Origin of the sequence: Pseudomonas karstica (assembly GCF_009707515.1) — a bacterium.
GTDB lineage: Bacteria > Pseudomonadota > Gammaproteobacteria > Pseudomonadales > Pseudomonadaceae > Aquipseudomonas > Aquipseudomonas karstica.
This window is the reverse complement of the sequence record NZ_WLYI01000031.1, coordinates 39,972-52,908: the sequence shown is the minus strand read 5'-3', so window position 1 is coordinate 52,908 and position 12,937 is coordinate 39,972. Positions and strand designations below refer to the sequence as shown.

Here is a 12,937-nt window from a genome sequence, read left to right as displayed (position 1 = left end):
CGGGGCCCCGTGAAAGCTAACGAGGCGTCAACCCAGGCACACACCAGCTCTCAGCAACCGCTCAACGCCACCTTCGTACGCTCGCCCGCAAAGAAGAACGGCCGCAGACGCACGCCCACGCTATTACCGATAAACGCAGCCACCAGCCACAGCCAGCCATGCAGGCTGCCCGAGGCGATGCCACTGAAGTAGGCGCCGATGTTGCAGCCGTACGCCAGACGCGAGCCATAACCGAGCAGCAGACCACCGATCACCGCCGCGAACAGCGAGCGGGCCGGGATTTTCAGGTTGGGTGCGAAACGCCCGGCCAGGCCTGCGGCCAACAGCGCACCAAAGATGATGCCGATGTCCATGACGCTGGTGACGTCTTCCCACACCGGCGCAACCAGGGCCTTGGCATTGCCCGGGATCTGCCAGAACACCCAACTGCCGACATCGACGCCCAACCCGCTGGCAACCTTGGCGCCCCACAGCGCGAACGCCGAAGTAATACCCCACGGCCGTCCGGCCAGCGCCAGGGTGGCGTAGTTGAGCAAGGCCAATCCAATCGCGCCCCATACCAATGGCCACGGCCCGCGCAAGAAGCGGCGCAGCCCTTGGTGTTCGCTGGTCACGCCCTCTTCAAGCTGTCCATGACGACGTTTTTCCAGGCGTACGGTCACAGCCGCAATGATTGCGAACACGGCCAGGCTCACGAGCAATGCCGGAACCACGCCGAAGCTTTTGACGATGGAAGTCGCCGGGAACGAGGGCAGCGAAAACCACCAGTCAACATGGTGAGTGGCGATCAACGAACCGCAGATAAAGAACAACAAGGTCACCAGCATGCGTGCATTACCGCCGCCCACGGTGAACAAGGTACCTGACGCACATCCGCCGCCCAACTGCATGCCGATGCCGAAAATGAACGCACCGAACACCACCGAAACCCCGGCCGGCGCCACTAGCCCGACCACTGGCTGACCGAACAAAGTGCCCGCGCCCAGCGCGGGGAAGAACAGCACCACCGCCACCGCCAGCATCACCATTTGCGCACGCAAACCCGCGCCACGCCGATCATTGATGAACACCCGCCAGGCCGAGGTAAAACCGAAGGCTGCGTGATAAAGCGTCAACCCCAGCGCCGCGCCGACCACCAGCAACAGCACTTGGCGCGAGCCGACGCTGTTTTGCAGGAACACGGCGCCAAACAGCAGGAAGACAAACGCCAGCAGTGGCGCGACCGGCTTGTGCGCAGGTGTCGCAGGAAGAGAAAAGCTCATGAGGTATCTCAGTTCGTTTGATTTTGGTTAATTGCGATGGCGCCGAGTATAAACCCAGGAGAGGGTCTTGATCTTTATGCAACCCGTCATGGCGAAAAGCCGCCAAACAATCCCGCCACACTGGCGGAAAACCGCCAAAACCAACAAAAAACCCGCTATTGCTGTGTAAATGCTGGATAACCAAAGAACCTCGCCAAAACCAAAAACTTCTTTTAAATCAAATATAAACTCAAATAACCCAATACTGAAACTCGCTACCTCTCCATAGAGCGCAGCGCGGCATGTTTATTGCTGTTTAATTTTTGGGCGACACAACAAATAAAACCTAGGCAATTTCTAGCATGCGCCCCTCCTTTTCTGACATGCGACCTAGACTTGTTGTTAGCCCGTTTTCGCGCGACGGCGCTCAGCGTTATAAATACAATAAGAGGAATATTCGCATGTTCAAAACTGCTGCCAAGGCACTCGCATATTGTGCTCTGTCAATGAGCATCGCCGGTATGGCCCATGGGGCCGACCCGATCGTGATCAAATTCTCCCACGTTGTAGCCGACAACACGCCGAAAGGCCAAGGTGCCAACCTTTTCAAAAAACTGGTTGAGGAGCGTCTACCCGGCAAAGTACGGGTAGAGGTTTACCCTAACTCGTCGCTGTTCGGTGACGGTAAGGAAATGGAAGCCCTGCTGCTCGGGGATGTGCAACTGATCGCCCCATCGCTTGCCAAGTTCGAGCACTACACCCCAAAACTGCAGATTTTCGACCTGCCATTCCTGTTCAACGACATTAAGGCAGTCGACAAATTCCAGCAGGGCCCCCAAGGCCAGGAGCTACTCGCCTCGATGGAGTCGAAAAACATCACCGGGCTTGGCTATTGGCACAACGGCATGAAGCAATTGTCGGCCAACAAAGCATTGCACGAGCCAAAAGATGCACGTGGCCTGAAGTTCCGTGTGCAGGCTTCTGCAGTACTCGAAGAGCAGTTCAAGGCCGTTCGTGCCAATCCACGTAAAATGAGCTTCGCCGAGGTTTACCAGGGCCTGCAGACTGGCGTTGTCAACGGTGCGGAAAACCCGTACTCGAATATCTACAGCCAGAAGCTCAATGAAGTTCAAAAATACATCACCGAATCCAATCACGGTGTTTTGGACTACATGCTGATCGCCAATACCAAGTTCTGGAACGGCCTGCCGGAAGATATCCGCACGGAGCTGAACAAGATCCTGGTTGAAGTGACCGCTGACGTGAACAAGCAAGCTGAAGCACTGAACGCAGGTGACAAGCAGCGCATCATCGACGCCAAGACCAGCGAAATCATCAATCTGACTCCAGAGCAACGTACCGAGTGGCGCGATGCCATGAAGCCTGTCTGGAAGAAATTTGAAAACGACATCGGCCCTGACCTGATCAAGGCTGCTGAAGCTTCCAACCAGTAAGGTGAATCAGCCGCACTGCGGCTCTAAAACCAGTTGAGTGCCTATGCATGGGCACTGGGTTTTTAGGCGAGATCGTGGTTTACCACGGTCTTCGTCCCTCGCCTTTGGAGATATTATTGATGAATGCCTTGCGACGCATTTGGGACCATTTTGAAGAGGGCTTCATCGCCTTTTTATTAGGGATGATGACGCTGGTAACCTTTAGCTACGTAGTTCTCAACAACATCTATACCTTTTTCTACAACTGGGCCGACCACTGGGAAGGCGGTAGCGAGGTGTTGTTTTCGATTGGCGACTTCCTTCTTGGCATGGCCCAGTCAATGACGTGGAGCATTGCTTTAACCAAGGCGCTGTTCGCCTGGTTAATCTTTTTCGGCCTGGCTTACGGCGTACGTACCGCCGGGCATATCGGTGTAGATGCATTGGTCAAACTGGCCTCGCGGCCGACCCAGCGCATCATTGGCTTGGTTGCCTGTGTTGCCTGCCTGACTTACGCCGTGATGATTGGGGTTGGCAGCTTTGATTGGGTCAAAACCCTGTTTATCGCCGACATCGGCGCTGAAGACCTCGGCCATTACGGCATCGCCCAATGGCATATCGCAGCCATCGTACCGTTCGGTTACGCCATGGTGTTTGTCCGCTTTGTGGAAATCCTGGTGCGCATTCTGACTAATCAGCAAACCGGCCTGGGTTTGGCTGATGAAGCAGCAGATGCGCTGAAACTAAACGATCAGGAGCAAAACCAATGACGATTTTGTTCCTTTTTGTCGCACTCTTTGTGCTGATGTTTATCGGCGTGCCCATAGCGATCTCACTGGGCCTGGCAGGCTCGGTGACGATTATGTTGTTCAGCCCGGACTCGGTTCGCTCGCTGGCCATCAAGTTGTTTGAAACCTCCGAGCACTACACGCTGCTGGCGATTCCGTTCTTCCTGCTATCGGGAGCGTTCATGACCACCGGCGGCGTGGCCAAGCGTTTAATCGACTTCGCTAACGCCTGTGTCGGCCACATTCGTGGTGGTTTGGCGATTTCGGCAGTTATGGCCTGCATGTTATTCGCAGCATTGTCAGGCTCATCGCCTGCAACCGTTGCAGCGGTCGGCTCTATTGCGATTGCCGGTATGGTGCGTTCGGGTTATCCACAAGCCTTCGGCGCAGGCATCATCTGTAACGCTGGCACGCTGGGCATTCTGATTCCGCCATCGATTGTGATGGTTGTGTACGCAGCAGCGACCGAGCAATCGGTCGGCAAGCTGTTTATGGCAGGGGTTATTCCAGGCTTGTTGCTGGGCTTGGCATTGATGGTGGCGATCTACATAGTCGCCCGCAAAATGAACCTGCCAGCGCAACCTCGTGCAACCTTGCGCGAGTTACTCACCGCCGCACGCAAAGCTGTCTGGGGCTTGCTCCTGATGGTGATCATTCTCGGCGGCATTTACTCCGGCATGTTCACCCCAACCGAGGCGGCAGCCGTGGCTGCGGTGTATGCAGGTTTTGTAGCGCTCTTTGTGTATAAGGACTTGAGCTTCCGCGAGTGCCCAAAAGTACTGATCGACTCCGGCAAGTTGACAATTATGCTGATGTTCATAATTGCCAACGCCATGCTCTTCGCCCACGTACTGACCACTGAGCAAATTCCGCAGACCATCACTGCCTGGGTGATCGAAGCGGGCTTTGCACCTTGGCAGTTCCTGTTGGTGGTGAACATTGTGCTGTTGGTCGCAGGCGCTTTTATGGAGCCGTCGGCAATCATCCTGATCCTCGCCCCCATCCTGTTCCCGATTGCCATGCAACTGGGCATCGATCCGATCCACCTTGGCATCATCATGGTGGTCAACATGGAGATCGGCTTGATAACCCCACCCGTGGGCCTGAACCTGTTCGTCACCTCAGCGGTAACCGGTATGCCGCTGACACAGGTGATCCGCGCTGCGTGGCCTTGGCTGATGATACTTTTGGCCTTCCTGGTAGTCATTACCTACATCCCGTCGGTGTCCCTGGCCTTGCCTAACTGGCTGGGCATGAGCTAAACCGAACGTATCGATTGCAACCTTTTCGCCCGGCCTTGTGCCGGGCTTTTTTATCTTGATCAGCCTGAAGTTGCCTTGATTGAACATGGCCAACCTTACAAAAACCTATCACTCATTCACGAATTGTTAAGAATCGCCCTCGTATACTCGCCGAATGCCCGGACCGCTCTTCCGAACAGTCCTTTGCCCCGGTAGCCAAACCCCATGACGCGCTCCGCTCTATTGCTGCTCGCTGCCCTGTTGTTTTTCTTTGCCCTTGGTAATCATGAACTGCAAGGCTCGACCGAAGCCCGAGTAGCCGGGATCGCCATGACGATGCACCTGGATAACGACTGGGTGGTGCCCCGGTTGTTTGGTGAACCCTTTTTGGAAAAACCACCCTTGAGCCTGTGGATCGACGCCGGGGCGATTCGCCTGTTTGGCGGCACCTCTGGGGCGGTCCGCCTGGCGTCGGCGTGTGCCGGGTTGTTCAGCGTGATGTTGCTGTACGCAATGTTGCGCAAGTTTGGCCGGCCAAAGAACCTGGCGTTTGTCGCAGGGCTGATGCTGGCGACCATGGGCAGCTACTGGAGCAACGCGCGTGGGGTCGGTGAAGATGCGTTGCTCAGCCTCGGCGTGACCATGGCCTTGCTGGCGTTTTATCAAGCCAATCGCCCCGAGCCCGAACGCTCCACCTCCAACCTGGGTACCTGGCTACTGTTTACCCTAGGCATGGTGATTGCCACCTTGAGCAAGGGCGTACTGGGCCTGGCGATGCCCGGCATTGTGATTTTTGTCTACCTGGCCAGCACCAGCCTGATGGATAAGCACTTCAAGCCCGGCGACTGGCTTCGCCCCGGGTTGTTTACGCTGCTGGCCCTTGTTCCCCTGGCGATCTGGCTGGGCTTTCTATTCCAGCGCGCAGGGATGCAGGCAGTCGGTGAGGTGCTGTTGACCAACAGTGTCGGACGTTTCAGCGGCTCCTTTATCGAGGCCGGTCACTACGAACCCTTCTATTACTACATCGCCAAATTACCCGAGGCTTTTTTGCCGTGGAATATCCTCGTATACCTGGGTTTGTGGCACTTTCGCAAAAGCCTGGTGCGCAACCGTTACCGGCTGTTCTTCACGGTATGGTTAGTGGCGCAGTTCACCCTGCTGACGTTGGCGTCGAGCAAGCGCACGGTGTACCTGATGTCGCTGACTCCGGCCGCCGCGGTGCTGGCCGCCGAATATGGCAGGGTATTACTGGGCGGGTTAAAGAGTCGCACGCAAACATCACACGTTGCTGCGCACATCTATAACCATCGCCGGGGCCTGGCAGGGGGCGTCTTTACCTTTGTGGTTGCGTGTTACCTGATCGCCGCGTCCTGGTTTGCACCGAAGGCCGATATCCGCCAGTCGTTCGTGCCATTGATCAGCCAGGTCCAGGCGATACAAGCCGAGGGCAACAACGTGGCGTTGTATCGACCAAACGAACGGATCGCGGGTGCCAGCGTATTTTATATACAGGGTTACTTGAGGATTCTGCAGTCGGAACAGGAATTAACCGACTATCTAGCCGCCAAGCCGGGGAATATGGCGTTGGTGGATAACACCGACCGGCTGGGCGTGCCGATCAAGGTGGTCAAGGCGATGGCAGTGAACCGTCAGCCTTACTACCTTGTTGAGCACTGATCAGCAAGAGGAGCGCTTGGGCAAGCGCTCCTTCGCGCCCTTACTGAGCGGTTTTCAGCTTGACCACATCACCCGACACCTTGGTGGTGTAACCCGTCAGGACCCACGCCCAGAACCAGTTTTCCTGGATTTGCGTATTGATCATGGCATCGCCGCCCTTGGCTTGGATGGCCGCGGTTTGCGCCCGCACAAAACGGCTGTTCTGCCTGATCGGGATAACGCCCAGCAGCAGCAGGCCGGTGGCCTTCGCTTCACTGTGGCCAATCACGGTGTATTGGCTCGGGTCCAGTTGCTGGGTCTTCATGGCGGTACCGGTGCAACCGCTGACAGTCAGGGCCAATAACAGGGAAGCAGCGATTTTACTGACGTGGTTCAAGGTAAAACTCCATGGGTAAAAGCCCGAGACTCAGTTCTCGAGCGCGGCGTACTCTAACGACATTGTCGCCTGATTAGTACCGTTACCAGAGCGCCAGGTCATACGTCAGGTAGACCCGATAGTTGTCCCGGTCACTGGCGTAGGTGGAGCGATACGTCGCCTTGCGCAATTCAACACCCACCCCTTTGAAGACACTGTCCTGGATCACATAGCGCAGGTTGGTATCCGATTCCCACTCCCGTGCCTCGCGGCCCTTGAAGTCGCCGTCCTGGCCCTTGTAGTAGCGGGTCATGAAACTCAAACCCGGCAGCAACGCGGCAAAGTCGTAGTCATACCGCAGCATCCAGGTCTGCTCGCCGGCCTGGATAAACTTGCCTACACCTGCGTTGCTGAAGGAGTACACCGTCGACACACTGGCATAGGGCAGCGCTGTATCACCCGTGACTTTCTGGTAACCCACACCCAACGCCTGGGGCCCCAGCCGATAGGTGAACAGCCCGCTGAACATATTGCTGTCGACCTTGCCATTGCGCGCCTCCCCCGCTTCGCCGCTGATGAAATAGCGCAGATCACTGGTCAGGTTGCCACTGCCCAACGGCAGCTTATGCACCAGGCCAAAAAAATTCTGCCGATAGAATTCGCGCATTTCACCGTAGTACCACGTGCCGCTGAGGGCGGGCGTGAAGGCATAGGTGGCGCCGGCGAAATCAAAGTCACTGCCCTTTTTGCCGGTGTAGCCCTGTGGATAAATATCCACGCTGTCGCTGGAGTTACGCTGTTTGAATTTGTCCAGATGCCCGGTGTGCAGGTACAAGTTGCGCACACCGGTGTACTCGACTTGAGTGCCCTGGAAGGTCTGCGGTAACAAGCGGCCATCGTTGTGCACCAGCACCGGGATTTTCGGCAACAGTGTGCCGGTTTTCACCACGGCGCCGCCGATGCGCATCTTCGCCGTGACGCCCAGGCTTGAAAACTCGCTGGCCGCACGACCATCGTCGTTAACCGGCAGCAATCCGGTGCCGGCATGGGTGCGGCTGGAGTCGAGCCTGATCCCCGACAACCCCTGCGCATCCAGGCCAAAACCCACAGTACCTTCTGTATAACCCGATTGCAGGTTGAGCAAAAAACCCTGGGCCCACTCTTTGCGGTCCTCACCGCCGTCGCGGTAACCGTCGTTGAAGTAGTAATTGCGCAAGGTCAACTTGCCGTGGGAGTCCTCCCAGAAACCCTGGGCCATCAACGGCGTCGACAGGCCTGCCAATATCCCTGCAGACACCACGCCCGCTTTCGTGAACAGCTCACGCATAACCTTTTCTCCAATGCCGTATTGTCGATTTTTATAGGCAGTTGCTAAGTGCGACAGGCTGGACGGCAAGTCGCATTGCGGCGGACACTAACGGCTCAGCGAACACCCGACAACGTTATGCGTGAAGCGCATCAAGCTATGCGCAAAGCATCTCCCGCCTTCGCAACCGATAGGAAAATCACGGTGAACCTCAAGCAGCTCGAAGCCTTCAAGGCAATCATGTCCACCGGGTCGACCATCGGCGCCTCGACCCGCATGGGCCTGTCGCAATCGGCGGTCAGCCGCCTGTTGAGCCAGTTGGAAGAGGCCTTGGGCGTTGCCTTGTTCCTGCGCAAAAAGGGTCGACTGATGGCGACTCCGGAAGCTGAAGAGCTGCTCGCAGAAGTCGCTGGGCTGGTGGACGGCATGCAGCGTATCCAGCGCCTGGCCGATGAGATGCGTGTGGGCCGCTCACGCAAGAGCCTGCTCAAGGTCGGGGTGCCTACCAGCATGACCCAGGAGCTGCTGCCACGGATCGTCGCCGAGTTTCTCAAGAGCCATGAGGAGATTGTCGTCGAGCTGCTGACCGGCTCCTACGACATGATCGAACGGGCCGTACTGGACCGTTCCGCTGACCTGGGCTTTGTACGCCTACCCACCGAAATTCCCGACTTCGACATCGAGCCGGTGTTGCAAACCGAAGGCGTGTGCGTGATGCCAGTGGGGCACCCGTTGAGCCGCCACGCGGTCATTGAGGCGCAGCATCTGCGAGACGTGCCGTTGGTAATGCTGGGGCGACAACGAGCGCTGCGAGCAGAGCTGAACCAGATATTTCGCGCCGCCAACCTCACGCCTCAGGTGCGGGTCGAAGTGCACTCGGTGGGTGCCGCATGCAGCTTTGTTGCCGAAGGCCTGGGGGTATCGATCGTCAATGGTTTGCTGGCCAGCCATTTCCTGCACCTGCCTATTGTCATCCGCCCCTTCCGCCCGGCGTTACCCTATGCGTTTGGCCTGGCATTTCGCGCCGATGAGCCAAGGTCGCAAGTGGTGACCGCATTTGCCGAACACCTCAAACAGCGTCTGGCCGCAGAAAACGCATACCCCAACCCATCCCACGCATAACGTTGTCGCCGGTAAAACTTTGCCCTAGTGTCCGCCCAACCAAGCGTCATTACCCAAAACAAAAACAGTGCCTGCCCACCTACAAGGGGAGCGCACGCAGGGGCAGCCAGCATGACCGAACCGCAGATCATCCGTACCCAACCGCCAGCCGAAGTGGCGGCGGACAAACCCGCACAACGTAAACAAATCAACCCGGCCATTATCCTGCTGAGCATCGTCTTGCTCGCGGTGGCGTTTACCTACGCGGTGAACTCGGGCAAGTTCCAGCGCCAGGACGGCCTGGTGGTGCCTGGCTCTTATCAGGTGCTGGAAAAACACAACGCCCTGGGCCAATTGCTCTCACTGGAGCCGCGTAAAGCCGGTGACAGCGTGGCCCGCCCGGTGTCGCTGGTGGAAGGTTTCATGGCCATTCCCCAGGGCATCGAGAAGCGCGCAGCGTTGATTTTCATGGTGCTGTTCATTGGCGGCATGTTTGGCGTGTTGAACAAGGCCGGGGTGATCGACGCCGGATTGGAGCGCTTGCTGGGGCTGACCCGAGGCAACATCTACGTGCTGGTGCCCAGCCTGATGCTGGTGTTTTCCGCCGGCAGCACCTTTATGGGCCTGGCCAAGGAATTCATCCTGATCGTGCCGCTGATGGTCGCCATGGCCAACCGCCTGGGGCTATCGAACCTTATCGGCCTGGCCATCGTCACCATCTCGGTGAAGATCGGCTACCTGGCGTCGATCTCAAACCCGGTGGCGCTGTCGGTGGCCCAGCCAATGGTCGGGCTGCCGATTTTCAGCGGCTTGAGTATGCGCGTCCTCGCCTACTGCACCTTCCTGTTGGTGGGCATTGGGTTTGTGCTGTGGAGCATTCGCAAGCATGGTTTTGATGCCAGCGCGCAGATCACTTTCGAACGCAAGCCGCTGCCTGTCCGTCATCTGGCAAACCTGCTTGTGCTTGGCACCGGCATCGGCTTCCTGGTCTACGCCTCCAACCGCTGGGAGTGGAAATACCACGAACTGTCGGCGTTCTACCTGTTGCTGACCGTGGCCTTCAGTGTAATCGCCGGGCTCGGCGCCAGCGTCGCCGCCAGCGCTTTCGTCGACGGCATGAAAAAGGTGCTGATTGCCGGTGTGCTGATAGGCCTGGCGACCGCCGTGGAAATAATCCTCAGCACCGGCCAGGTGCTGGACACCATCGTCAACAGCCTGGCCAACCTGGTGGGCGATCACGGGCCGCTGGTCTCGGCGTACGGCATGTTCTTCGCGCAATTGGGACTGGACGTGCTGATCCCGTCCACCTCGGGCCAGGCTGCCGTGACCATGCCGATCTTCGGGCCCTTGGGCCAGCTGTCCGGCGTCAGCCCGCAGACCACCGTGTTCGCGTTCCTGATGGGCAATGGGCTGACCAACATGATTACGCCGACCTCCAGCGGCCTGCTGGTGTTGTTGGCCACCGCGAATGTCGGCTGGGGCCAGTGGGCGCGCTACATCCTGCCATTGTTTTTGATCTATGCCGTGCTGGCGATGGTGTTGCTGGCCATTGCAGTAGCGATTGGGTACTGAGTCGATGACTGTTTTCCAAGGAAGTGTTTTCCCCATGCAGACGCTACACAACCAGATGATCCCAATGCGTGATGGCATCCACCTGGCCACCGATATCTATCTGCCGATGGGTACCGCTGGGCCGTTTCCGGTGGTGATCGAACGCACGCCCTATGACAAGAGCAAACCGTCGCGCTCGGAAAAACAGCTCGACGGCCAGCACATTTCCCGCGAGCAAATGGCCGCCCGTTTTACCGCCCAGGGCTTTGTCGCGATCTTCCAGGATTGCCGCGGACGGTATGCCTCCGAAGGCGTATTCACCAAATACACCGCCGAGGGCGAAGACGGTGTCGACACCCTCGCCTGGATCGTCGAGCAGCCCTGGTGCAACGGCAGGATTGGCAGCATGGGTTTGTCTTATGCCGCCCATACCCAGTTGGCCATGGCCTGCCTGCATCCGCCGGGGCTCAGTAGCATGGTGCTGGACAGCGGCGGCTTCGCCAACGCCTATCAGTGTGGGATCCGCCAGGGTGGCGCGTTCGAACTCAAACAGGCGACCTGGGCTTTTCGCCAGGCCAAGGAAAGCCCCGCGGCGCTGGCCGATCCAGCCATACGAGAAGCCCTGGAACAGGAAGACATTCACCAATGGTTCGCCCGCATGCCCTGGCAAGCCGGGCAATCACCGTTGCGTCATGTTCCTGAATACGAAACCTACCTGCTGGAACAGTGGGCCCAGGGCGACTTTGGCCCGTACTGGCAAACGCCGGGGATCTACGCCGAAGGGCATTATCAGAACCTTCCGGACATCCCGGTGCTGTTCATGTCCAGTTGGTACGATGCCTATGTCAGCTCGACACTGGCCAATTACGCCGCCTTCAGCAAAAACAGCAGCCACTCGCACCAATTGATCATGGGCCCCTGGTTACATGGTGATCGCAATATCACCCATAGCGGTGATGTCGAGTTCGGCCCACAGGCCGCATTCGACGGGCAGGTCGACAGCAACTGGCTGGACTGTCGGCTGAACTGGTTCGAACATTCACTCAAGGCGACACACCCGTCAACGGCTGCTCACGTGAAGGTATTCCTGATGGGCGGCGGCAGTGGAGCCAAAGATCAAAACGGCCGGATGCAACACGGCGGACGCTGGCTGAATAGCTCGCAATGGCCGTTGCCCCATAGCGAGTCGCGCACGCTTTACCTCACGGCCAGCCACCAACTGAGCTCGCTGCGCCCTGACGACAAGGATCGCTTGAGCTATTACGCCGACCCGAACCACCCCGTCCCGACCCTGGGCGGCGCGCTGACCTCGGGGGCGCCCGTGTTCGCCGGTGGGGCTTTCGATCAACGGGAGTCCAGCGGCTTTTTCGGCAGCCGCGGCGACAATCGTCCACTGGCCGAGCGCGAGGATGTGCTGAGTTTCCAGACCGAGCCACTGGAACAGGACCTGACCGTCGCCGGCCCCTTGCACATCGAACTGTGGATCGACAGTGACGCGCCCGACACTGACTTCACCGCCAAGCTGGTGGATGTTTACCCACCAAGCGCCGACTACCCCGACGGCTATGCGATGAATATCACCGATGGTATCCGGCGTTGCCGCTACCGCGATGCCTGGGAACAACCGACATGGCTGACACCCGGCGAGCGCGTCAAGGTGGTCATCGAACCTTTCGCCACCTGCAACCTGTTCAAACGTGGCCATCGACTGCGCCTGGACATCGCCAGCAGCAATTTCCCGCACTTTGACGTCAACCCCAACAGCGGGGAAGCGCAGGGGCAGGCGCAGCATCGGCGACGCGCGCTCAATACGGTTCATTTAGGAGGCGAATATGCCTCACGCCTGGTGCTGACAACTGTCATCGACACCGAATGAAAACACCACGTATCTACCACCGCGACACTGGTTGAGCGCGCCAGGCTATGACTCCAATTCATCACCATGGAGTCATAGCCATGGGCATCGCCTCACCGAGACAGTGTCACGCCGTCGTTCCAGGAAATACGCAGTTACCTGAGCCAGATAGGCACCTACCTGCTCAAAAACAACCCGATTCCAGAGCAGGAAAAGCCCAGCGAATTGATCCATCTGGAGCAATTGAACGTGGGCTTCTCGCGAAAAGCAGCGCCAGCGCCTTTCGTGCCTCATGCACCTGGCACCTGATGCCTGATGCCTGATGCCTGAGTAATCGTTAGCGGGCCTTTATGCACGCCTGCAAGGTAAATCCAGCCTGCATGAAAACT

The 12,937-nt window shown here is 58.0% G+C and carries 10 protein-coding genes; 7 read left to right on the top strand and 3 right to left on the bottom strand.

Features of this window, described 5'->3' with window-relative positions:
• Window positions 1–50: 50 nt before the first annotated feature.
• Window positions 51–1,262 carry a YeeE/YedE family protein gene (locus tag GIR22_RS20635; protein WP_154745115.1) on the bottom strand — a complete coding sequence of 404 codons (1,212 nt, stop codon included), beginning with the start codon at window positions 1,260–1,262 and terminating at the stop codon, window positions 51–53.
• A gap of 440 nt (window positions 1,263–1,702) precedes the next feature.
• On the opposite strand from GIR22_RS20635, the gene dctP reads away from it, so the two are divergent.
• The 4 genes from dctP to GIR22_RS20615 all read left to right on the top strand — a co-directional run bounded on the left by dctP (window position 1,703) and on the right by GIR22_RS20615 (window position 6,380).
• A complete protein-coding gene (dctP, locus tag GIR22_RS20630) occupies window positions 1,703–2,695 on the top strand; it encodes a C4-dicarboxylate TRAP substrate-binding protein DctP (protein ID WP_154745147.1) in 993 nt (330 codons plus the stop codon).
• Window positions 2,696–2,814: 119 nt separating this feature from the next.
• Window positions 2,815–3,444 (top strand): TRAP transporter small permease, encoded by a 630-nt coding sequence (locus GIR22_RS20625; RefSeq protein ID WP_154745146.1) that lies wholly within the window; start codon window positions 2,815–2,817, stop codon window positions 3,442–3,444.
• A complete protein-coding gene (gene dctM / locus GIR22_RS20620; protein WP_154745114.1) occupies window positions 3,441–4,724 on the top strand; it encodes a C4-dicarboxylate TRAP transporter large permease protein DctM in 1,284 nt (427 codons plus the stop codon). The genes GIR22_RS20625 and dctM overlap by 4 nt, the downstream gene beginning before the upstream one ends.
• A 204-nt stretch (window positions 4,725–4,928) precedes the next feature.
• On the top strand, window positions 4,929–6,380 hold the full coding sequence (locus GIR22_RS20615; RefSeq protein ID WP_154745113.1) for an ArnT family glycosyltransferase: 1,452 nt from the start codon (window positions 4,929–4,931) through the stop codon (window positions 6,378–6,380).
• 40 nt (window positions 6,381–6,420) lie between these two features.
• Here the strand turns inward: GIR22_RS20615 and GIR22_RS20610 are convergent, their stop codons facing one another.
• Together GIR22_RS20610 and GIR22_RS20605 are read right to left on the bottom strand one after the other, a co-directional pair.
• Window positions 6,421–6,756, bottom strand: a complete 336-nt coding sequence (locus GIR22_RS20610) for a hypothetical protein (RefSeq protein WP_154745112.1) — start codon at window positions 6,754–6,756, stop codon at window positions 6,421–6,423.
• 82 nt (window positions 6,757–6,838) lie between these two features.
• Window positions 6,839–8,062: an OprD family porin gene (locus tag GIR22_RS20605; protein ID WP_154745111.1), complete on the bottom strand. Its 1,224-nt coding sequence runs from the start codon at window positions 8,060–8,062 to the stop codon at window positions 6,839–6,841.
• A gap of 183 nt (window positions 8,063–8,245) precedes the next feature.
• Between GIR22_RS20605 and GIR22_RS20600 the strand changes: the two genes are divergently transcribed.
• The 3 genes from GIR22_RS20600 (at window position 8,246) to GIR22_RS20590 (ending at window position 12,569) form a co-directional block, all read left to right on the top strand.
• Window positions 8,246–9,163, top strand: coding sequence for a LysR substrate-binding domain-containing protein (locus GIR22_RS20600; protein WP_178122378.1), 918 nt, complete (start codon window positions 8,246–8,248; stop codon window positions 9,161–9,163).
• 111 nt (window positions 9,164–9,274) lie between these two features.
• Window positions 9,275–10,714, top strand: a complete 1,440-nt coding sequence (locus GIR22_RS20595) for a YfcC family protein (protein ID WP_154745109.1) — start codon at window positions 9,275–9,277, stop codon at window positions 10,712–10,714.
• A gap of 34 nt (window positions 10,715–10,748) precedes the next feature.
• Window positions 10,749–12,569 (top strand): CocE/NonD family hydrolase, encoded by a 1,821-nt coding sequence (locus GIR22_RS20590; RefSeq protein WP_154745108.1) that lies wholly within the window; start codon window positions 10,749–10,751, stop codon window positions 12,567–12,569.
• Window positions 12,570–12,937: the final 368 nt, after the last annotated feature.